Below are 21,232 nucleotides of genomic sequence, written 5' to 3'. Positions count from 1 at the left end.
TCGTAGTTAAAGGAGGCTCTTATGGCCGTTTCAGATCACGTTGGATTCCCTGAGTTCATGGCCGGTGTCGAGAAACGAAACCCAGGCCAGAAAGAGTTCGTGCAAGCGATCCATGAAGTCGCACAGGATATATTCGAATTTATCCAAGACAAGGAAGAGTATCACGAATACCAAATACTGCGACGCATCGCCGAGCCGGACCGTGTTGTGAGCTTCCGGGTTTGTTGGGAAGACGACGACAATAACATCAGAGTTCAACGCGGTTGGCGGGTTCAGAACAACAACGCCATTGGCCCCTACAAAGGTGGAATTCGATTTCATCCAAACGTGACGGAAAGTGTGCTGAAGTTTCTAGCGTTTGAGCAAACGTTCAAGAACAGTTTGACGGGTCTTTCACTAGGCGGCGGCAAAGGCGGTTCAAACTTCAATCCGAAAGGCAAATCTGATCACGAGGTCATGCGGTTTTGTCAGTCGTTTATGACCGAGCTTTTCCGCCATGTCGGCGACGATATCGACGTTCCCGCTGGGGATATTGGGGTCGGAGGACGCGAGATTGCCTACATGTTTGGGCAATACAAGCGTATTACTAATAAGTTCTCCGGTGTTCTTACCGGCAAGGGACTGGAGTTCGGCGGAAGCCTCGTCCGAACCGAGGCAACAGGCTATGGTGCCGTCTATTTCCTTCAGGACATGCTCAAGCGCGCCGGCGATGACGTCGAAGGCAAAACCGCCGTGGTGTCAGGGTCAGGCAATGTTGCCACCCATGCGGCAGAAAAAATCGTGCATCTGGGAGGCAAGGTTCTGACACTGTCAGATTCTCAGGGTTTTGTCTTTGATCCAGATGGCTTCGACCTCGAAAAGATCAGTTGGGTAAAGGAACACAAGACGCGGCGGCGCGGGCGGATTGCTGATTATGTCGAAGTTTATCCATCTGCCAAATTTCACGCTGAAGCGCGCCCTTGGGGCGTGCCATGTGATCTAGCAGTACCCTGCGCAACGCAGAATGAGATCCGCGGCGAAGACGCAAAAAGCCTAGTCGCCAATGGCTGTATTGTGGTGGTCGAAGGCGCCAACATGCCCACAGACCTTGATGGGGTCGCAGTGTTCAAGAATGCGCGAATTCTGTTTGGTCCTGGTAAGGCTGCCAATGCTGGCGGTGTCGCTTTGTCAGGGCTTGAGATGAGCCAGAACGCTGCTCGGGTGGTCTGGTCAGAAGAGGAACTTCAGGAACGCCTGCGTCAGCTTATGCTAGGTATTCACGACCGCTGCACCCAGTACGGCGTCAGTGCGGGTGCATCCAAGGACACAGGTTATTGCGACTATGTGAAAGGCGCAAATATAGCGGGTTTCAAAAAGGTCGCCGATGCGATGCTTGCCTATGGAGTGGTGTAGTCAGAGCATCTGACGCTTTGACTATGATCGTGGCTCAATGAACAGAATAGGTCCTTTCCTGTTCCTGGGAAACGGGCAGCCATAAAGCCCAGAATGGACAAGGCTAAGCAATCAAAGAGTTTCTGCGTCGAAATACCAAGGAGAGAGATATGACTGATCTATCTGGAAAAACTGCCGTTGTCACTGGATCAACCTCGGGGATCGGCTTGGGACTGGCCAAGGGAATTGCTGCGGCCGGCGCTAATGTTGTCCTGAACGGGTTTGGCGATCAGGATGATATTGAGACCACGAGAAAGGACATCGACGATCGGTCACAAGGGACTGTTCTGTACAACGGTGCAGACATGACCAAACCGGGCGAGATTGAAGCACTGATCGCAGGCTCTGCGGACCGATTCGGCGCGGTCGATATTGTCGTGAACAATGCGGGTATCCAACTGGTCTCACCCGTCGAAGACTTCCCCAAAGACCGTTGGGACATGATTATCGACATCAATATGAACTCGGCCTTTCACACGGCTCGGGCCGCCGTTCCTGGTATGAAAGCCAAGGGTTGGGGGCGTGTCATCAATATTGCATCAGCGCATGGACTCGTCGCGTCACCATTCAAGTCCGCCTATGTGACCGCCAAACATGGTGTGGTTGGGATGACTAAAACCATCGCGTTGGAAGTCGCCGAAGACGGCATCACCTGCAATGCCATTTGCCCGGGCTATGTGCTGACTCCGCTGGTGGAAAAGCAAATCCCGGATACAGCGCAAGCCAGAGGCATGACCGAAGAGGAAGTCAAACGCGACGTGTTGCTTGCGGCGCAATGGACCAAGAAGTTCGTGACAGTAGAACAGTTGGCAGGAACGGCCCTGTTCCTGTGCTCGGACGCAGCTGAGAACATCACTGGTGTGGCATTGCCAGTTGACGGCGGTTGGACCGCCGCGTGAGGATGTGTCATGAAACGCAAGGTTGTATCAGCCGCCGAAGCCGCCGCACTTATCCATGATGACGATTGGGTGACGACGTCAGGATTTGTCGGGATCGGGGTGCCGGACGAGTTACTAGCCGCAGTTGAGACCAGGTATCTTGAGGCCGGTCACCCGCGCAACCTGTCACTCTTCTTTGCTGCGGGCCAAGGGGACGGCAAGGAACGTGGCCTGAACCGGCTGGGTCACGAGGGCTTGCTGAAGCGTGTCATTGGCGGGCATTGGGGCCTGATCCCGAAAGTGGCCGAGCTTGCGACCGCCGGAAAGATCGAGGGGTGGAACCTGCCGCAAGGTTGCATCAGCCAATTGTTTCGAGATTGTGCCGCTGGGAAACCTGGGATGCTGTCGAAGGTGGGCCTTGAGACGTTTGTCGATCCCAGAAACGGTGGTGGAGCCATCAATGACATCAGCACCGATCCGCAAGTCGAACTGATGGAAATCAATGGGGAGGACTACCTGTTCTACCCTGCCCCGATACTGACCGTTGCGCTACTTCGCGGTTCCACTGCGGATGAGGCTGGCAACGTCACGATGGAACGCGAGGCGCTGTTGATCGACAACCTCGCGCAGGCCATGGCCGTCCGGAATGCGGGTGGCGTTGTCGTGGTACAGGTCGAACGCATTGCGGCTGCGGGAACATTGCCTGCGCGCGACGTCCACATCCCCGGAATTCTGGTCGACGCAGTGGTGGTGTCCACACCCGAGCATCACGTCCAGACCTACCGTACGGAGTACAGCCACGCGTTCACCAATCGGATCAGGTCTCCTCAGAGCGAAATCCCGACGATGCCTCTGGACGCGCGTAAGGTGATCGCACGGCGCTGCGCATTTGAACTGCCCGCAAACGGCGTTGTCAATCTTGGCATCGGCATGCCGGAAGGTGTGGCATCGGTTGCTGCCGAGGAAGGGCTGCTGGATCATCTGACGCTGACGGCCGAGCCGGGTGTGATCGGCGGCCAGCCCGCCTCGGGGCTGGATTTCGGCGCGGCGATTAACACGGATGCGGTCATTCCGCAGAACAATCAGTTCGACTTTTACGACGGGGGCGGTCTTGATCTGGCCTGTCTTGGCCTGGCCCAGGCTGACGCCATGGGCAACGTCAATGTCTCAAGGTTTGGCCCGCGCCTCGCCGGGGCAGGTGGGTTTATCAACATCAGTCAAAACGCGCGCAGGGTGGTTTTCGCAGGGACGTTCAGCGCGGTCGGTCTGGACGTTGCCGTTGCCGACAACAAAATCGAGATCCAGCAGGAAGGGTCCACGCGCAAATTCCTGGATGCCGTGGAACAAGTCACCTTCTCGGGCACCCGCGCCGCCCGCCTGAACCAGCCGGTTCTTTATGTGACCGAGCGGTGTGTGTTCGAACTGACTAGCGCCGGGCTGAGGCTGGCTGAAATCGCACCCGGCGTTGATATCGAAAACGATATCCTCGCGCATATGGACAAAGCACCCCTGATCGAGGAACCAAGAGAAATGGACCCCCGCATTTTCGGCGAGGGCGAGATGGATCTGCGCACAGACCTGCTGCATCTCGATCTTCCCGATCGCATCGCGCTGGATGAAGGTGCAGGACGGCTATTCCTCAATTTCGAAAAAATGCGGATTCGCTCAAAGGATGAGGTTGACCGCGTAGGTCAATTAGTTGCCAAAACCTGCTCGGGAGCACCCAGCCGCGTGGATGTGGTCGTCAACTACGACGGTTTCAAGATAGACGACGCGCTGGAGAAAGACTGGGGCAACATGGTCAATGATTTGACCCGTTGTTATTATAACAAGGTCAGCCGCTATTCCGGTTCGGCCTTCATGCGCATGAAGCTTAGCCAAGTTTTTCCTGAAGCACGTACACACATCTTCGAAACGGGAGAACAGGCTAGATTGTTTCTGGAACGATGACAGCCGCAAGGGGCAGCTCGGACTTTCGACAAGCGGATTCCGTCAATCTGCAGAGCTCACTGGATAACAACCGCCTGCCAACGCGATAGCTCTGACCGACGCCAGAGTTTGCGACACAGCCTCTGCATTTCGTTTTAGCGACTACAAAGCAACTCTCTGGTCTTACATTGCGGGATGGCGGTGCGCACATCGCTCTCAGTTGTATCCACCGTGTCCGCGCAAAGTAAGCGACAGAAACCGCGTCCTGTAACGTTTAACTCTTACATTTGTGCGAAGGAGAGAGAGATGATCAGATTTGCAGTTGCGTCGCTGCTTCTGGGTTCCACCACTACAGCCCTCCATTCCGAACCCTTTTCGGCAGACGTTTGGGCCGACAACTGGTTTGAGATGCGCATCAACGGCCAGCAGGTCGCTGAAGACAGCGTTCCGATCACGACCGAACGCTCCTTCAACGCGGAGAGCTTCGCTTTCAATGCTGAGCGGCCTTTCGTGATCGGTCTCGTGGCGAAAGATTTCAGGGAAAATGACACTGGCCTCGAATATATCGGAACCCGCCGCCAACAAATGGGCGATGGCGGTGTCATCCTCCAGATCCGAGATGCAACCGGCGCGCTTACTGTGGCTAGCGATGCCGATTGGCGGTGCCTCGTCATCCACACTGCCCCCACCGACGCGTCCTGCGCGCGAGAGAGCACTCCCATCGCTGGAGAGGGTGCCTGCGGCTTCGAGGCCTTGGATGAACCGAAGGGCTGGGACACCCCTGTCTTCGATGCCTCCGACTGGCCTGCGGCAACCGTCTATTCCGCACGGGTCGTGGATCCGAAGGATGGTTACGACCGCATCGCGTGGGATCCCTCTGCCGCGTTCATCTGGGGGCCTGATCTGGAGCGGAGCAATACGGTGCTCTGCCGAACGGTCGTCGAATGACGCGCTTGGCCCCCATTCTGGCCCTTGGCCTCATAAGCCTGAGCATGGCCAAACCGACCGCGGCCCATGACAATCATTGTGTCGCCATCACGACCTCTATTGCCGAGGCGGGGTTCGATGACAGCGTCACTGTCAACTGCACGGATGATCACGCCATTATCTCCTCAGATATTTACCCGGATCATGAGCTTATGACCGGCATTGTAGGAACCAACGAGCAGGTGCCGGTGCCCGCCGAGTATTCCGCCCCGATCCAGCTTGAACCCGAACTTGGGAACGCGCCGCTTACGCGCGACGCCGCCCTGGGAGTCGCGGTCAATGGCGTGCCGATCTACGATTACACCGCGGCGGGCGAGATGACAGAGGCCGACCTGGCCCATCACCAAGCACAGCACGATACTTATCAGACAGGGCAGTTGGACATTTGCGGCGGCCATGCCGGGCGAGGTGACGATTATCACTATCACATGGCGCCCACTTGTATGATCGAGCAGATGTCAAATAGAGGTCCGGCTGCGATCATCGGTTGGGCATTTGACGGCTATCCAATTTATGGCGACACTAATCCCGACGGATCCGAAATCGCCGAGGGCGACCTTGATGTCTGCAATGGCCAGCCCGACGAGACCTTTGGGTACCGTTACCATACGTCGCCGGATGCACCTTACATCGTACAATGCCTGATAGGGCAGGTTGCCGAGTTCGACCGACTTCCCCGTGTCCTCCCGCTTCAGGATGCAGCAGGTAGAGCGGTTTCGCCGGGGCGCCCACCGAGAGGCGGGGTCGACAAACTCGTCTTTACCCAGAACGAAGATGGCAGCCGTAGCATGGACTATGCGTATAGGGGTGAAAGCTACTACATTCGCTACGCCCCTTCCCACGACCCCGGCTGTTACGATTTCACCACCCGCACAGTTACAAATGGCGGCGAAGTTGTTTCCGGTAAGTTCTGTCGATGACCACGTCAACACCGAAAAGCATCTCTTCGCTACGACGCATCAGATAGACCCCATGCTTAATAACAGCCATCTGACGGTTTCTAATAGGTTCTGAAGGCGTAAGAGATTTTTCAAGATCTGTTGAGCTTGCCTTCTATGATCGCTCTTACCTCAGGAATTGAAAGGACTGGCCGAGACGGAGATCGTCCAAAAAGAATCGTCGACGGACACCCGCCCGAGCTCCGTTTAAAGATCATGCAAACCAGCAGGAGAATGATTATGTCCGGTCTACGAGTCGCGGCAATCTTGATCGTAGCAACCATGCAGGGCGTCTATGCTCATGAAAATGATGCGCGCGTCGACATCAGTGGCGACATGACCTGCATTCTGTCAAACGGAGCACCAGATCATGACATGGGAAAGTTTCCCAACCGCGCCAATCCCAATGCGTTTCGACCGCAGCAACTGACCTTCTGCTTTCCCTCGGAACCAAGCATGGCTGACACTGTGACAGAAGGACTGATGACAGTTGGCGTATCTGTTACGGGCGTTCCGATCCGGCCCTATACGGCTGGATATTATGATCCCAATGGACGCCGCGGCTTCAGCCATGATCCGTCGAGCGGGTGGCGGCAACAAGCGATGCATGACCCTCGCAGCCTCGGGATGGACGATCAAAACGGCCATGTCGATCGCGCTGGCCTGTATCATTACCACGGTATTTCCAGCGATCTCCTCGCGTCTCAGGGTGGCAGCTTGATAGGATACGCGCCAGACGGTTTCGAGATAAGATACAGCCCATCGACCGCCAAATCATCCTGGCAGCTGAAGGCTGGTGCACGTCCAAATCCACCCGGTGGCACCTTCGACGGAACCTTTGACCAAGACTTCGAATATGTTGCGGACAGCGGCACTCTGGACGAGTGCAATGGCGGTCAGGTGGAAGGCACTTACACCTATTTCGCGACGGACACGTACCCCTACTTCCCGCGATGCTTCAAGGGCGTGGTCAATCCGCACTTCATGAAGCGGAATTAGTCGGCGGTTTGCTGAACCGATCAACCGGAACTCGCAACTGTCGAACCGAAGCTCGGCTACGACGAAATCGACTGGGTTGATAACGCCGAGCTAATCTGGGGCCCAGACCTTGAGCAAAGAAACACCGCGCTTTGCAGGATCACCATCGAGCAGCGAGACTTTCCAGCTTCAACATCCTAAAAGAACGGAAAACACCATGATCAAACAAACCCTCATTCCCGCCGCCGCGGCCTTGCTGCTGACCGCAGGCGTGGCGCAAGCCGAAACTGTCGAGGTTTATCTGCTCGACATGCTCGACAACATCCAAGAGGGCTATTGTCTCGACATAGCCGGTGGCCAGGGTCCAAAGGCCGACCCGGATAACGGCTTGCAGGCGCACACTTGCTATAGTCCCTCGGGCGAAATCTTCGTGGATCAGGGCTTTACGTACGAACAGTTCGCGGACGGCACGTTCTACATGCCTGCATTCGACGTCTGCATGCAGGCGGTGTCGCAAGAGGCCGGGAGTGCGTTGGATCTTGTGGCCTGCGACGGCAGCGATGCCCAAAGCTTCGTGTTTTCCAGCGAAGGCACGATTACACCCGCAGCAGCCTCGCACCTCTGTGTGACCGCAGGCGAAGATACGCGGACAGGCCGCAGTCAGACCAACCAGATCAAGTCCCTTACGCTGGAAGCCTGTGATGACGTACTGTCCGCCTATCAGATGTGGAACGTCCGAACAGCGGAGTGACCTGTCCTACTTTCGCTATTCTATCGTTCTGACATTCAGGAGTAGATCAATTGGTTGCCGCGCAATCGCGGCGACCCATCTCTTGCAGCCCGTGAGACGGACCTATGCTACAGGCTCTGTGACAGGTATGCCAATAGCCGGGTAACGATTGAGCACGGCAATCCGGACCTGAAGCTCAGCGATCTGCCGATCAAAATCGTGTGCCATGAGGCCTTGGCCAAGCAGTTTAGCGCAGTTCATCTTTGTCTCTGCGCGGCTTCGTCTGTGATATCCGGTCAACTTTCGCCACAATGCCCGTCCGAGATATTTGCAGGCTCTTACCCTCAGCCATGATCCGGGTTGCATCAATCAGCGGATGCAACGGCCCAGTTCCGCCACGATATGGGATGGAGACGCTCAACGACTTTTGACGACGGCAAAGGGTGCTGAAGTCCGGCACTTTCCAGTCGAGCCCCGCCAGCCGCACCATGCTTTCGACGAAGCCGGTGGTCTGGCGAAGCGGCATCCCAAACAGCACCTTCAATGTGAGGCAAACCTGGATCGCGGCATCGCTGTACTCCAGTTGATGTCCGCGCTTACCGGTTGCAGGCGGTCGCCATTCCAACTCGGGATCAAACCAGATCGAAAGTGAACCGCGTTGCTTCAGCGCGGTGTTGTATGAAGGCCAGTTCCTGGTCTTGTACTTCGTAGGGGACCAACTGCTCATGCCCCCTCAGCTATCGCGCTGGATTCACACAGTGAATCCCATCGGCCGATTTGTGCAACAAAGCCGGTCTTGGAAGTAAGCGCACAGTCCGGCAATTGAGGCATCGTAACACTGATAGAAGCCATCAGAGCCCGTCGGAATGCTCGCTCAGACCAGTAAGAACCCATCTGCCACATCCGAGTGATCCGCGCCCAGGAATGAAATTCGTGTATCCTCGCTGACGCTCAGGATCACACCATGTCGATCCCGGCTGAGCGCGCCTTTTAGATCGAAGGACCCATCGGTCTGAAGCGAGAAGGTGTCGTCGCCATCAAAATCTACGACAGTGTCGAACCCACTTGTTTCGTCGAACACGAAGTGATTTGCACCATCGCCGCCGTAGAGAGTATCATCCCCGATACCGCCGATCAGGATGTCATCGCCCATCCCACCTTCAAGCTGGTCGTCTCCGGAACCACCGACGAGTGTGTCATCTCCAGCCGCTCCGATCAGCAGGTCTCGGTCGTCACCACCCTCAATCGTGTTTGCCCTGCCGTCTCCGGCAATCCTGGAGTAGGCGTAAAACGCATTGTCCTGGATGGATGCTATGTCGGTGTTCCACTTGATCAAGTCTGCCAGCGTGGTGTCCCAGAGCGTCTTCCGATCCGAGTCCGAGAGGTATCCCGCTTCGCTCCACAAGGCATCCCCGTCGCGGAGCCGCGTAAACTGATCGACGATAATGGCCGCAAATGTCTCGCCCAAGAGTCCGTCGCCCGCAGGATCTTCCGCAAGGCCACCAACCCAGGCATCGACAAGATCCACGTCGCCGTAGGCCGCCTCCAGCCGGGCAACTGTTTCGGCGTTCGACGAGATATCGTCAAAGCTATCAATACGGTCAAACCCCAATGCCTCGCGGAGATCGTTATAGCTAGCAACGCCAAGGTCGCGCCCGCGTTGGATGTTGATCGCAGCAAGGTCCAAGCCTAACTCGCCAGTCGGTGCAAACAGAAACGAGCGGACGTCTTCGACAACCTGAGTGTCCAGTTCCTGCGCCGTGCTTGCCGCAAGTCCACGCAGGATTGGGTCTACCCCGCCGTTCTCGGCGATCGCACCCGGATTGAAGAACGCCTCCTGCAGGGTCATGGAACCCGCAGCAATGCTGGACCCATCCTCATTGAGTCGGAGCAGTTCGGAGGACAGGAGCGAATGGCCGAAGCGGTACGCGGCCGTCGAGAATTCGACCGATATCCCTGGGTTCACATCCGGATCGTAGCCTTCGTATCTGGCAAAGGCGTCTTCGCCGACGAGGATTGGCAGGAATTCATTGAAAGTGATCGCCTGAATTTCAGCCTCGACACGCATCCGAGCCGCGTCGAATAGCTGATCCTCGGACATTTCAGGATTCGCTGCGCTGAGATCCTCTACCCAGCGATTGTGCTCGCGGGCGAGCAGCGTGTGCAGCGATGTCAGCGCCACATTCTCGGCTGCTCTCACATCTCCTGCGAGTACCCCGGTGGCTTCGGTGGGCAAGAGCCCATTCTCGTCAAGCAGCAGCTGTGCGCCATCGCGCAGCGACGCGCTCGTATCTGCGTCTGATCCGTAGACCATGCTTGCGTCGAGATATGCGGTTGTTTCGTTAGCATACGCACGGGCGGAGTCCTCACCGCTACCGTCTGTGTATTCGACGCGCGTGAATGGGATCACGCCGCCATCCGCAAACTGGGGGTCGCCATCCGGGACGGAGATGTAGGCCAATTCGGCGTCACCAGCCTCTGTCAGATCGAGATCGTGGTCGATAAACTGTCCCCATGCCCAAAGCAGATCGCTGGCACCGAAACTGCTCTCTACCACACCGTCCTGGGTCGCCACGGCGTTCGAAATTGCGCGCGCATTTGGACGGTCTTCCACTATTTCGCCGATACCATCGGCAAAGGTCGCCGCTGCAAGCCGGATCAACTCCTGATCGGTTGCACCCCAGTCCGGATTGTCGGTATTGGTTCCCGCACCATCGATGGGCCTGGTCACGATGTCCGAGCGGGGTTCTTCAGCTAGGCCTTCTTTGCCAATGCGTTTTCCATCATGTCGGTTCTGGCCCGGCCCCGGTAAGCTAGTTTGGCCGCTGGCAGAGTTGTCGCTATCGATGGTAGCATCCTGGTTCACAGGTTCGTCCGACGGGGCTTCACGATGATCTTTGCGCGGCATGACTGCTTCCTTTGTCTGGCTATCTCTGGACTACCGACAGGTATCCCCGAGGTACCTGAACGCATGCTGAAGCCGCTGTTCAGCTCGCGTTCAGATTGCCGCGCGGCAGTATCACTTCCGCCAGCACGCCCCCGCGTCGGGACGAGGACAGCGTCAGGGTCCCACCATAGGATTCCACCACACCTTCCACGATCGCCAGCCCCAGCCCCGTGCCTGGTTTGCTCTCATCAAGCCGCGTCCCTTGCTCAAGGATTTTGCAGCGCATGGCAACGGGCACGCCGGGACCGTCATCTTCGATCCGAAGCGAAATGCTGGTGTCGGTGCCGGCAATTGTCACATCGACTGTTTTTGATGCCCACTTGCCAGCATTTTCCAGAAGATTGCCCGCGACTTCCTGCAGATCCGACGTTGCCATCATCATCCGCAGGTCGCCGGAAGCTCTTAAATCGAAGTGAATTTCTCGGAAGAGGCGGGACAGCGCGTCCAGCAGATCTTTCACTACCTGCCCCACATCGATCTTTTCTTGACGAAGGACCAGATCGGCGGGCCCGACCGTCCGCAGATGGGCATCCGCGCTGGCCGCAATCCGATCTATAGCGGTACGCGCGACCGCCGTATCGATACCCTTACCCGCGTCCAATCGATCGATCTCGTTGTTAAGGACCGCAGCTGGCGTCTTGAGCGCATGGGCCAGGTTCGCTGCCTGCATCCTGCTCTTCTCCTGCAAGCGCGAATTCTTCTCAAATGCTTCATTCAGGTCTGTTACGAGCGGTCTCACCTCTGCCGGAAAGTCGCTGAGCAACAATTCGCCGTCAGCGGCCTGCAGCCGATTGATCGAAGCCCGAAGGGACCGAAGCGGTGACAACGCAGTACGCAGAAGAAGAACCGCGGCGCTGACAAGGGCAAACGCCAGAACGATTGCAGAAAGGATCAGGCCCTTCCGGAAACCAGCGGTCTCTTGCGAAAGCACAACGGAATCCTGTGCGATGGTCAGCGCCCAGTGTTTCCCGTCAGGACTTATCAAAGACCTTCCCAGCCAGCGCAACGTCTGACCGTCCGGCCCGTCGATACTTCCGCGTGATAACTCTGCGGTTTCGATCTGTGGCAGGGTCCAACCCTGAGTGGATCGTGATCGGAAAGCGGTTCTGTCATCAGTGACCGCCTGCCAATAAAGTCCGGAATAGCTGCGTGCAAATGCAGGAGACGTCATCCGCGCGGCAATATCTTCGGGCGAAAAGACAACTGCTGCCGTCAGCTGGGTCAGTTCTTCTTCGAGACGCAGGTCAAACTGACGTTGGGCCGAGTTCTGAAAGATTCCGTAGATTGCATAGCCACCGAAACCCAATGCGAGCGTAATCCAGACAATGGCACCAGTAACCACACGCGCCGTCAGCGAGCGCCGCATCAGGCCTCGCCAAGGCGATAGCCAAGACCCCTCTCGGTTTCGATGATGTCTGCACCCAACTTCTTGCGCAGGCGTGCCACAAAAACTTCGACGGTGTTGCTGTCCCGTTCTTCGAAATACCCATAAAGGCCCTCGGCCAGATCGACTTTCCGGTGTAGTTGGCATGGGTTCATCATCAATATGGTCAGCAGTTTGAGTTCGTGGGAGGTCACTTTCACCAGACCATCCGCTGTGCGTACGGTTCTGGCAATTGTATCGAGCTCGATATCCCGATGCGTGAGGATCGTTTGCGGGACGCCGTTTGCACGACGCACAAGGGCGCGCAAACGCGCGATCAGTTCATCCATCTGAAATGGTTTTCCGAGGTAATCGTCGCCTCCTGCATTCAACCCATCGACCTTGTCCCGCCAACCAGAACGGGCGGTGAGGATGATAACAGGTGTTGCAATCCCGCCAGCACGCCATCGTCGCAGGACGCTCACGCCGTCGAGAATCGGCAGTCCAAGGTCCAGAACGATCGCGCTATAGGCTTCGACTTCGCCAAAATGGGCGGCGTCTTCGCCGGTTGCAACATGGTCGACCGTAAACCCGGAGTCCTCAAGCTCTGCCCAAATTTGGTGGGCCAGAGCCGTATCGTCTTCTGCAAGCAAAATCCTCATGATCTTTTTTCCACTAGCGGCGACCAGACCTGTCACCCTTCCCCTTTGAATCGCCCTCATTGGAACCGCCCTTACCCTGACCGTCGCCAGAACGCTCTCCAGACCGATCCTGTTCGCCTGAACTCTGCCGGTCGCGATCAGGCGCCTTTTCCGGCCGGTCGCTTGCGGCTTCTTGGGTTGCTCCCCGGTCGTGGAAATATCCGTGCAAGATGCGATTCATCAGGCCCCCGCTCTGTTTCAGGGGTGCGCTGTCATTGCCAGCCTCGCGGATATTGACGACCTTAGCGGTGGCGGTTTGGACACGTACGGTTACCAGGCGGCCGTTCTTCTTTCTAAGCAGAAAATCCATTGAATGATTGTCTTGCAACCGCTCGACATCAACGAATTCCGCGCCAGGGACCACGGCGCGTGCAGAAGCGAGTGCTTCATCGAACTTTTTATCTCTGTTGGATTGGGCAGAAGCGGCGTTTGCCCCAGCATGGCACGCAAACAAGATCAGGATGACAAACACAGCGCGTTTCGACATGTGGCCCTGCTACTCCGTTTCGATCACGAGTTCCATGCGCTGGCGGCATGCCGACCTCTAACTTGCGAAAACATGCTGGCACGTTGCGGCTGAACCGCAGCTGAATAAACCAGCTTGTCACACCTTGCAGTGTGTCGATGGTTGAGGACCTCCAACTCAACTCAGACGGACCGGCTCTGTCGCTAGCTTTGGCCGGCCCGTTGCACCTTTGCGTGGGTTGATCCAACTGGTGCTTGGTCTGTAATGCTGTTTGGGAACGTCCGGTGATCGACTTCAAAGGTGCACAATACCCAATCTCTGTGATCCTGTTCGCGGTCTATTTCCACGTTCGGTACGGCGCCTCTTGCCGTGACGTGAAAGAGATCGTGTCGGAACTTGGTGTGTCGGTTGAGCATGCGACGCTGAACCGCTTGGTAGTGAAGTATTCACCCTTGGCCGCTCGCGCGGCTCAGAATAGGAAGGCCGTCACGGTCGTAGTTATGCTGGTTGCAGTTTCTGCAATGCCTCCAGTTCCTTGTCGATTGCTTCTGCCTTCTTGCGCATCCGGTCCGACGCCTTCATGAGTGCAAGGCATTTCATCATCTGCTTGAAGTGTCGGTCCCTGAGCTTCTTCAACTCCTTCGACGATGCTGTGGGTATCGCGCGGTTGTGCATGTCCTGAAGGTTCAAAACAATCTCCGCGTTTGACCACCACAGCTTGTGGGCTTTTTCCGCCTCGACTTCGAGTCGCAAATACCTGAGACGGATTTCCTTGAACTCCGGCGCATCACGATCGGCACATTCTCTCATCTTCTTCAGCGTTTTCTTTTGCCGAAGATCACGGATGAGCTGGCGACCTCGGATATCTTTCTGATGGAAAGAATCAAGCGGCTTGATCTTGGCAGAGGCTGACTTGGTCGCCTCAACCTTCTTTGCCATTTCCTCGACCGCAGTGCAGGCATCAAGAAATTTCAAAAGCGCTTGCGCCGCCTTTCGATAGAGCGGTTTGGCACGTTTCAGGATGCGCCCCGCCGAGGCGGGCTTGTCACGCCGCGCCCGCATGAAGTCCTTTTCCATACGTTCGAGGTTTTGCAGGATATCGAAAACGTCGCGGAACGTCTTGTCGAGCGCTTTCCAGGCGGCAAGCATCTCCGCTTCTGTCTCGCGCATGTCGCCTGTCTTGATCTTGTGAGCGATGGACAGATGCTTGTCGATGATTGTGCGTGTTGCCTTGTACTTGCTGGCAACCTCGTCGACCGTCTCGTGCACATCCGTATGAGGCCAGTCGGACCCTTTTGATCCGCCACCGCCAGATGGCTTCCCGAGACCGAGCGAGGCCAGGGTCTTGGGGCCGGCAATGCCGTCTTTCTTCACCCTGTTGCGTCTCTGGTAGGCACGGACCGAGGCCTCTGTCTTGTCACCGAAGATCCCGTCGACTTTCAAGCCCGCCTTTAGGGGCGGTTTGTTGAGCGCGGTCTGCAATGCTTTTACGTCGCGCCCTTTGGAACCGTTTTTGAGCTTCTTCATCTGTTATCTCCTGAAACAATGGATTTGGTGTGAGGCACGGCAGTCCGTTGCGCCGACGCGCAATTGACGAGGCTCGGCCCGAGAATTGGCTGCTGCGAGGGTGTTGCGCTTGCGAAGCTTAATAGTCGCGCCTTGAAACCAGCGCGGCCCTCAACAAAGGACCGTGCGCCGTGGGCTCAGTGATGCGAGCAGATACGCGCCATCTTGATCGCATCGCCATAGCCGGTTTCGGTTCTGACAAAGTCGTGCATCCGACCTTCTTCCTGAAAACCCAGCGCTTGGTAGAGGTCGATCGCCCGGGTATTGTCCACCCAGACCGTCAGTGAAAGGCGGCGGATGCCTAAATGGGTATCGCAACTTGCAATGATGGCCTCCATCAGTGCCCGTGCGACACCTTTTCCCTGATCCTCTTCGCGGGTTGCTATCATGTTCACATCGGCCGAATGCGCCGCCCTTGGGGCGTCAAAGTTCAGAAGCAGTTCTGCAAATCCAACAATCGCGCCACCGTCAAGCGCGACCAACTGCAGACGGTTTTCATCAAAGGTAAGCCGATCTTCTGTCGTTTTCAGCGGCATGAAGGGCAAACGCATGCTGCCACGGACAACGTGGGGGCTGGTCAGTATCGTATGAAGCTCCGGTGCGTCGTCCGGGTGCGCATGTCGCAAAGTGAAGGGCATTTGAGCCTCCGTCCGTTGAGATACGGGTCGCTTACGAGCGACCCACAACGTGCCTAGGTTAAGCCGACCGGGTTGCCATGCAAACCTGTTCGATGTGCCGGTGATCGGTCCCGCAGCACCCGCCAAAGACGACAAGATGCGGCATGAATTCACGAAGTTCGGCATAGTCACGGCCGGTTTCCACAGGGTCGCCATCATCCAGCGTTTCCGCCTCATCAAGCTCGGCGTGGCTGAGCCGAGAGGCGTTGGCGCGGATGCCGCAAATCCTATTCCTCCAGGCTCCGCCGTTCTGCAGCGTTTCGCGGAAATGATCGGGGTGAGCGCAGTTCAGCATGAAGTAGGCCGGCCCGCCGCCGGTCCGCTCGTCAACCTCTTCGATGGCTGACCCAAGCGTCTGGCCGGTCGGAAGCCGCCCGTCAGTTTCCAGCGTGAACGAGATGACCACCGGCATGTTCCACTTTCGCGCAGCACGCACGATCCCGATCGCTTCCGGCGTATTGGTGATCGTGATCGCGGTCACCAGATCCGCGTTGGTTCCGGCAAAAGCCTCGATCTGAAAGCCATGATAGGCCTCGGCCTCAGACACGGTCATGATCTCGCCCGGGTCATAGCCGTCGCCGCGCGGGCCGACGCATCCCGACAGAACGCTCTCCGGCCCCGGAAAATCGCGGCGGAGCGCATCCATCAGAGAGATGGATTGCCGGTTGAACTCGGCCAGTTCGCGTTCATTGAACCCCAGCTTGTGCGCCCAATCGGGGCTCGCGCGCCATGTTGCGCTTTCAAAGATGAACCCGCGCCCGTGGGCGGCCGCCACATCGGCGTGGGTGCGGTAGTAGCGTTCAAGCGCGGCGCGCCCGTCTTCGGTTCCCAGCAGCGGAAAGGCGGCAAACAGAGGAAGGTCGATCCCATAGTCGAAGATCAATGTGGTTTCGATACCTCCATCCGTGACAAAGATGTCGCCACCAAGTTGCGGCAGTATCGTTGTGCGATCTTTCATGTCTCATCTCCTGCAACGTCGATGAGCAAGGCTTAGCGGGCGCCGCGTTATATCACCGTCACAAGAACTGGCCGCGTTGAGCCACCAGCGTTAAACTTCCACTAAATCTGTTGAAAGTGTCCGGATGGATCGCAAGGAACGCCTGGAAATTCGGTTGATCGGCCGGCTCGAAATCCGCTTCCGAGGGCGGCGACTCACATTCCCGATACGCCATGCCGGATTCCTGCTGGCGATTCTGGCGCTGGAAAGCCCTTTGCGGCGGGATGTCGTGGCCTCGCGCCTGTGGGGGGAACGCAGCGACGAACAGGCCAGGGCGTCATTGCGGCAAACCATCTATCACGTTCAGAAGGTGCTGGATGCAGTGGGCGCGCCGGGCCTGGTTGCTGACCGGGTGTCCATTGCGCTGGATCCTGAGGACATCCGCTGTGATGTGTGGGAAATGCTCAACGACTTGCGATCTGATACGATGGCAGCGGCGGCGATGGTACGTGCCGATCTGCTTGGCGATCTCGGGCGGATCGATCCTGCGTTTGAAGAGTGGCTCTCGGACGAGCGGCGCGCGTTCGAGGAAAAACTATCGGCAAACCTGACGACAGCCGCCCAGCGGTCGTTAGACGCGCGCAACTGGAAGGACCTCGATGCAGTTGCGATCGCGCTGCTGAAGCTGGACCCCTACGACGAAGTCGCGCTGCGCCTACGGATGGACGCTTTGGCACATATGGGAAGACGAACACACGCCTGCGCCCTGTTCGATGCGTTTCAGGACAAACTGGCCTCCGACCTGAAGGTAATGCCGGATGAGGCCACGCTTGCGCTGCGTGATCGGCTGGCGTCGGTGCCAGCCGAAAAGCCTGCGGTCGCACCCACATCCGAGCCAGAACCCCTACCGACGCTTCACGAACGCAGAAGCATATCCATCCTGGCGGTAGCTGAAGCCAGCGACAGCAAAGACCCCGAGGAATTTGCAGCCGCATCGGCGCGCCTGCGGGGCCTGATGCAAAGAGTACTGCAGGATGGGACAGCGGTTGTTCTGGACCGCGCCGGAGCGATGCAGGCTTGTGTGTTTGGCGCGACCGGGCTTGTCGAAAGGCACGCCGAAGCAGCCGTCCAGGCGGCCCGCGCGATGATCGCGCACGGCTGCAATCAGATGCAATTCGCCGTGGTTTCGGGCGACATTGTGCAGGACGGCGAAATCGATACGTCAAGCGTGGCGCATTTGCTGTCCGAGGCGGCAGAATTGATGCCCTCTACCAGACCCGGAGAGGTTGCGCTGTCGACAGAAGCGGAGTTCCGGATGGATGCGCGGCGAGAGGATACCCCCTTCGTGGCGCGCCTTGAGGAACTCGATATCCTCAAGGCAGCATTTGCGGCATCGCGCGATGGTCATGCCCAGGTTGTTGGGGTCGTCGGCGAGGCCGGCATCGGAAAATCGACCCTGCTGCGTCAGTTTCTAAGCCGCAGGCGCAACGCTCGGGTCCTGATGATTGAGGGCCGCGAACGCGAGGTCTCGCGCTCATTCGGCGCGATCACCCGGTTCCTCAGAACAGTTGTTGCAGAAGATGAACAAGCGCTTGAGCGGGCGCTCGCGTCGGACAAAGTGCTTGCACAATGCGCGGCCGCCATTGCAGGGATTCTTGGTCTGGACAGGCTCGAAGCGGACGCGTCGCCGGAGGATCTTCGGCGGCAGATATTCGATGCGGTATCGGCCGTTGTCTTGACCCCCCCCGATACCGCAGGACCCACGATCCTGGTTGTCGAGGATCTGCACTGGCTCGACAGCGATACTGCGGAATTCCTCGACCGGCTGGTTGGCGAGGTATCGGAACATCGCCTGCTCATCCTCGCGACCTTTCGGCCCGAGCATCAGGTGGGCTGGATCGGGCGCAGTTCCTGTCGCCTTCTCCGGCTGGCGCCGCTTATGCGGGAACATGCGATGCGCCTCGTGTCCCAGTGGTTCGAGGAAAGCCAAAGCGCGGTGCTTGAACTGGTGCTGGACAGGGCCGAAGGGAACCCGTTCTTTCTTGTGGAACTGGCCCGCGCCTCCTCATCGCTGGCGCCAGACGGTATTCCGGGAACGATCCGCGATGTTTTGTTGGCCCATATCCACCGACGCCCGGTTGACGCACGGCGTGTTCTGCAATGCGCGGCGGTTCTGGGGGTCGAGATGTCGAATGAAAACCTCGCCACCTTGTCGGGATTCAATGCCGCACGACTGGATGACGCGCTGCTGGACCTGCGGAAAGATGAGCTTCTTCTGCGCACAGGGACAAGGGCCGAGCCCGGTCATCGGTTCCGACACGCCTTGTTGTACGACACCGTCTACACCTCGATCACGAAGCCCGATCTGCGTTCGCTGCATCACTCCGCATTCAAAATAGCCAAATCGCAGTCGAATACCGATCCAAGCGCAATTGCCCATCACGCCTGGCAATCGGAAAACTGGAGCGCTGCTTCTATCTGGTGGTGCCGCGCCGGGGACAATTTTGCGCAGCTGTCTTCTTACACGCTTGCCGCCGAGGCTTACGGCAAGGCCATCCTTGCCCTGGACCGGGACACAGAGGGCAAACCGAGAAATGACCAAAGGGTAGACCTGGCACTCAGGTTGCGGCCTGTGCTTGTCCCGCTCGGCCGCTATCACGATGCGCTGGCAGAGCTTGATCTGGCGGAAGACATCTCGACTGAACGCAACAACACCGCTACCCGCATCGCGGTTCAAATCAGCAAAAGCTACCTCTTCAGTACACATGGCAGGCTGGCGGACGCCATCGACAAGGCCAGACAGGCCAAATCCCTGAGCAAGGAACACGAACAGCAAGCCTATGAAGCAACGCTTGCCGAGGCTCAGGCGCGCTCGTTGATAGGAGACTGGCACGGCACTCTGTCGCTCCTGCGCCCAACCCTTCCCTTCTGGGAGGCCAACCGCCACGAGCGCTTTGGTCATACCGGTACGCGCGCGGTGTGGTGTCATGGGCACCTATCCAATGCGCTTTGCCTGAACGGGCTGTTCGATGCCGCCGCCGAACACGCTCAACGCGCCTTTGACATAGCAACCGAAACCCAGCGACCACTAGATCTGATCTTCTCTCTGCACCGGTTGGGTCGCGTTCACATGGCCGTTGGAAACCAGGACGAAGCGCTGGCTCTCCTTGAAGATGCGGTACAACGGACCGAGGATATCGATGCGCCGATATTTCGATCCTGGTTCGCCTGCGATGCCGTGCCGGTCTATCTCAGGGCGGGTCGATTGGACGATGCGCGAAACCTGCTTGATCGTCAGATGCAGGCCGCAAAGAAGCTTGATCTTGTTCAGTTCGAGGGCTGGCTTCGGTTACGCAGGGCCGAGCATTTACATGCGGTCGGTCAGCGGGCTGAAGCAGCGGCAGACGCGCAGCTGGCCCTTTCCCGCGCCATCGAGATTGGCGATCTGGTTCTCGAACCGGCGGCGATGATGTTGCTTGCGACATGTTCCGACGGGCCGGGCGGGCCGGACAAGGCGGCGGCACGTGAGCTTGCAAAAAGCCGGGGGTTGGCTCCCGCATTGATGGACTTCTCACCCTAAGACCGATCAACGTTGTTGGATCTGTCGGAAAAGCGGTTTGGCTGGCTTTGATGGAATGGACATCCCCTGATCTCTCATCTGGTAGGTTTTGGGGATGGAAGCCATCAATGCCCTTCAGAACCAGTACAACTAAATATCCTCGGCGCCATCAGACTTTACGATGCACTCTTTTGCATTCTGCCAAAATTCTTCACCTGAAGCAGACATTGGCCCTTCAAGCCTTAGGAGGACAACACTGAGTGTAAAATTTGGAAGTTGCTCGCGAAGATCTACCAGATCGCCATTCGCGATATCCTGCGCGACGATCGACGTGGGCAACCAACCGACACCCAGGCCTTGCCTGACAAATTCCACCACCGCTAGACTCAGCCCCGTTTCTGCAACTGTTGTCAAAGGTCTCGCAAGTCGGAAATTATCCCTGAAAATCCTTTGTTGAATTTCACCTAGGTTCTGGACCCATTAATTTGGTTGCCGTCATCTCGGCTGCGTGATTCAAGCCCCTGAGTTTCAGGGGTATAACATGAGTAGTCTATTCTGGCTGACCGACGAGCAGATGGCGCGGCTTCAGCCTTACTTTCCAAAGAGCCATGGCAAGCCGAGAGTTGATGATCGACGCGTGCTGAGTGGGATTATTTTCATCAATCGCAATGGGTTACGTTGGTCCGATGCGCCACGTGAATATGGACCACCAAAGACGCTGTACAATCGCTGGAAACGATGGAGCGATATGGGTGTGTTCGCTCGGATCATGAACGGGCTGGCAGCGGAGGGAACCGCTCATAAGACCATCATGATTGACGCCACATACCTCAAAGCGCACCGCACAGCCTCCAGCCTGCGGTTGAAAAAGGGGGGCGTGGCAGGCTGATAGGGCGCACCAAGGGTGGCATGAATACGAAACTGCACGCCGTTACTGACAGTCTGGGACGCCCCATCCGCTTCTTCATATCCGCAGGCCAGGTCAGCGATTACACGGGGGCCAGGGCTCTGATGAATAGTCTGCCATCAGCTGACTGGCTACTGGGAGATCGAGGCTATGACGCAGACTGGTTCCGCGAAGCCCTTATTGACAGGGGAATTAGGCCCTGCATCCCCGGTCGACAATCACGCGACAAGCCTGTCCG

The 21,232-nt window shown here is 57.5% G+C and carries 16 protein-coding genes and 3 pseudogenes; 10 read left to right on the top strand and 9 right to left on the bottom strand.

The features are described 5' to 3' along the window. The first annotated feature begins 21 nt into the window (after window positions 1–21). From gdhA to Q5Y75_RS27355, 7 genes are all read left to right on the top strand, one after another. On the top strand, window positions 22–1,392 hold the full coding sequence (gene gdhA, locus Q5Y75_RS27385) for an NADP-specific glutamate dehydrogenase (protein WP_306203445.1): 1,371 nt from the start codon (window positions 22–24) through the stop codon (window positions 1,390–1,392). A gap of 149 nt (window positions 1,393–1,541) precedes the next feature. Further along, window positions 1,542–2,330: a 3-hydroxybutyrate dehydrogenase gene (locus Q5Y75_RS27380; protein WP_306203444.1), complete on the top strand. Its 789-nt coding sequence runs from the start codon at window positions 1,542–1,544 to the stop codon at window positions 2,328–2,330. 9 nt (window positions 2,331–2,339) lie between these two features. Next, window positions 2,340–4,259, top strand: coding sequence for an acyl CoA:acetate/3-ketoacid CoA transferase (locus tag Q5Y75_RS27375; protein ID WP_306203443.1), 1,920 nt, complete (start codon window positions 2,340–2,342; stop codon window positions 4,257–4,259). Window positions 4,260–4,544: 285 nt separating this feature from the next. After that, complete coding sequence (locus tag Q5Y75_RS27370) at window positions 4,545–5,186, top strand: PEBP family protein (RefSeq protein ID WP_306203442.1); 642 nt, start codon at window positions 4,545–4,547, stop codon at window positions 5,184–5,186. 44 nt (window positions 5,187–5,230) lie between these two features. Further along, the gene (locus Q5Y75_RS27365) at window positions 5,231–6,145 is read left to right on the top strand and encodes a YHYH protein (protein WP_306203441.1); all 915 of its coding nucleotides are present in this window, start codon (window positions 5,231–5,233) and stop codon (window positions 6,143–6,145) included. 258 nt (window positions 6,146–6,403) lie between these two features. Continuing rightward, window positions 6,404–7,162 (top strand): YHYH protein, encoded by a 759-nt coding sequence (locus tag Q5Y75_RS27360; protein ID WP_306203439.1) that lies wholly within the window; start codon window positions 6,404–6,406, stop codon window positions 7,160–7,162. Between the two features lie 196 nt (window positions 7,163–7,358). Further along, window positions 7,359–7,892 carry a ricin-type beta-trefoil lectin domain protein gene (locus Q5Y75_RS27355; RefSeq protein WP_306203438.1) on the top strand — a complete coding sequence of 178 codons (534 nt, stop codon included), beginning with the start codon at window positions 7,359–7,361 and terminating at the stop codon, window positions 7,890–7,892. Window positions 7,893–7,994: 102 nt separating this feature from the next. On the opposite strand, the pseudogene Q5Y75_RS27350 reads toward Q5Y75_RS27355, so the two are convergent. From Q5Y75_RS27350 to Q5Y75_RS27330, 5 genes and pseudogenes are all read right to left on the bottom strand, one after another. Continuing rightward, window positions 7,995–8,598, bottom strand: a pseudogene (locus tag Q5Y75_RS27350) (transposase). 147 nt (window positions 8,599–8,745) lie between these two features. Further along, window positions 8,746–10,779: a peroxidase family protein gene (locus Q5Y75_RS27345; RefSeq protein ID WP_306203437.1), complete on the bottom strand. Its 2,034-nt coding sequence runs from the start codon at window positions 10,777–10,779 to the stop codon at window positions 8,746–8,748. 79 nt (window positions 10,780–10,858) lie between these two features. Next, window positions 10,859–12,184 carry a sensor histidine kinase gene (locus Q5Y75_RS27340; RefSeq protein ID WP_306203436.1) on the bottom strand — a complete coding sequence of 442 codons (1,326 nt, stop codon included), beginning with the start codon at window positions 12,182–12,184 and terminating at the stop codon, window positions 10,859–10,861. Next, the gene (locus Q5Y75_RS27335; RefSeq protein WP_306203435.1) at window positions 12,184–12,879 is read right to left on the bottom strand and encodes a response regulator transcription factor; all 696 of its coding nucleotides are present in this window, start codon (window positions 12,877–12,879) and stop codon (window positions 12,184–12,186) included. Before Q5Y75_RS27335 ends, Q5Y75_RS27340 begins: the two co-directional genes overlap by 1 nt. After that, entirely contained in the window at window positions 12,857–13,369 is a 513-nt protein-coding gene (locus Q5Y75_RS27330; RefSeq protein WP_306203433.1) for a hypothetical protein, read from the bottom strand. The genes Q5Y75_RS27335 and Q5Y75_RS27330 overlap by 23 nt, the downstream gene beginning before the upstream one ends. 263 nt (window positions 13,370–13,632) lie before the next feature. On the opposite strand from Q5Y75_RS27330, the pseudogene Q5Y75_RS27325 reads away from it, so the two are divergent. Next, window positions 13,633–13,839 (top strand): annotated as a pseudogene (locus Q5Y75_RS27325) (IS6 family transposase); the annotation flags it as partial. A gap of 7 nt (window positions 13,840–13,846) precedes the next feature. Here the strand turns inward: Q5Y75_RS27325 and Q5Y75_RS27320 are convergent. From Q5Y75_RS27320 to Q5Y75_RS27310, 3 genes are all read right to left on the bottom strand, one after another. Continuing rightward, a complete protein-coding gene (locus Q5Y75_RS27320) occupies window positions 13,847–14,875 on the bottom strand; it encodes a peptidoglycan-binding domain-containing protein (RefSeq protein ID WP_306203432.1) in 1,029 nt (342 codons plus the stop codon). Between the two features lie 176 nt (window positions 14,876–15,051). Then, entirely contained in the window at window positions 15,052–15,552 is a 501-nt protein-coding gene (locus Q5Y75_RS27315) for a GNAT family N-acetyltransferase (RefSeq protein ID WP_306203431.1), read from the bottom strand. Window positions 15,553–15,610: 58 nt separating this feature from the next. Then, window positions 15,611–16,549 (bottom strand): homocysteine S-methyltransferase family protein, encoded by a 939-nt coding sequence (locus Q5Y75_RS27310; protein WP_306203430.1) that lies wholly within the window; start codon window positions 16,547–16,549, stop codon window positions 15,611–15,613. Window positions 16,550–16,673: 124 nt separating this feature from the next. Between Q5Y75_RS27310 and Q5Y75_RS27305 the strand changes: the two genes are divergently transcribed. After that, window positions 16,674–20,108: an ATP-binding protein gene (locus tag Q5Y75_RS27305; protein WP_306203429.1), complete on the top strand. Its 3,435-nt coding sequence runs from the start codon at window positions 16,674–16,676 to the stop codon at window positions 20,106–20,108. Window positions 20,109–20,237: 129 nt separating this feature from the next. Here the strand turns inward: Q5Y75_RS27305 and Q5Y75_RS27300 are convergent, their stop codons facing one another. Then, window positions 20,238–20,534 (bottom strand): LysR substrate-binding domain-containing protein, encoded by a 297-nt coding sequence (locus Q5Y75_RS27300; protein ID WP_371933318.1) that lies wholly within the window; start codon window positions 20,532–20,534, stop codon window positions 20,238–20,240. 94 nt (window positions 20,535–20,628) lie between these two features. On the opposite strand from Q5Y75_RS27300, the pseudogene Q5Y75_RS27295 reads away from it, so the two are divergent. Next, a pseudogene (locus tag Q5Y75_RS27295) lies at window positions 20,629–21,232 on the top strand (IS5 family transposase); the annotation flags it as partial.

Source organism: Ruegeria discodermiae, from assembly GCF_030758345.1.
Classification (GTDB): domain Bacteria; phylum Pseudomonadota; class Alphaproteobacteria; order Rhodobacterales; family Rhodobacteraceae; genus Ruegeria_C.
This window is presented reverse-complemented; position numbering and strand designations above follow the sequence as displayed.

Coding starts and splice junctions, on each gene's coding strand:
- Q5Y75_RS27320 (WP_306203432.1), bottom strand. CDS start 14,875: ATGAAGAAGCTCAAAAACGGTTCCAAAGGGCGCGACGTAAAAGCATTG.
- Q5Y75_RS27360 (WP_306203439.1), top strand. CDS start 6,404: ATGTCCGGTCTACGAGTCGCGGCAATCTTGATCGTAGCAACCATGCAG.
- Q5Y75_RS27355 (WP_306203438.1), top strand. CDS start 7,359: ATGATCAAACAAACCCTCATTCCCGCCGCCGCGGCCTTGCTGCTGACC.
- Q5Y75_RS27370 (WP_306203442.1), top strand. CDS start 4,545: ATGATCAGATTTGCAGTTGCGTCGCTGCTTCTGGGTTCCACCACTACA.
- Q5Y75_RS27340 (WP_306203436.1), bottom strand. CDS start 12,184: ATGCGGCGCTCGCTGACGGCGCGTGTGGTTACTGGTGCCATTGTCTGG.
- Q5Y75_RS27315 (WP_306203431.1), bottom strand. CDS start 15,552: ATGCCCTTCACTTTGCGACATGCGCACCCGGACGACGCACCGGAGCTT.
- Q5Y75_RS27380 (WP_306203444.1), top strand. CDS start 1,542: ATGACTGATCTATCTGGAAAAACTGCCGTTGTCACTGGATCAACCTCG.
- Q5Y75_RS27310 (WP_306203430.1), bottom strand. CDS start 16,549: ATGAAAGATCGCACAACGATACTGCCGCAACTTGGTGGCGACATCTTT.
- Q5Y75_RS27330 (WP_306203433.1), bottom strand. CDS start 13,369: ATGTCGAAACGCGCTGTGTTTGTCATCCTGATCTTGTTTGCGTGCCAT.
- Q5Y75_RS27365 (WP_306203441.1), top strand. CDS start 5,231: ATGGCCAAACCGACCGCGGCCCATGACAATCATTGTGTCGCCATCACG.
- Q5Y75_RS27345 (WP_306203437.1), bottom strand. CDS start 10,779: ATGCCGCGCAAAGATCATCGTGAAGCCCCGTCGGACGAACCTGTGAAC.
- Q5Y75_RS27305 (WP_306203429.1), top strand. CDS start 16,674: ATGGATCGCAAGGAACGCCTGGAAATTCGGTTGATCGGCCGGCTCGAA.
- gdhA (WP_306203445.1), top strand. CDS start 22: ATGGCCGTTTCAGATCACGTTGGATTCCCTGAGTTCATGGCCGGTGTC.
- Q5Y75_RS27375 (WP_306203443.1), top strand. CDS start 2,340: ATGAAACGCAAGGTTGTATCAGCCGCCGAAGCCGCCGCACTTATCCAT.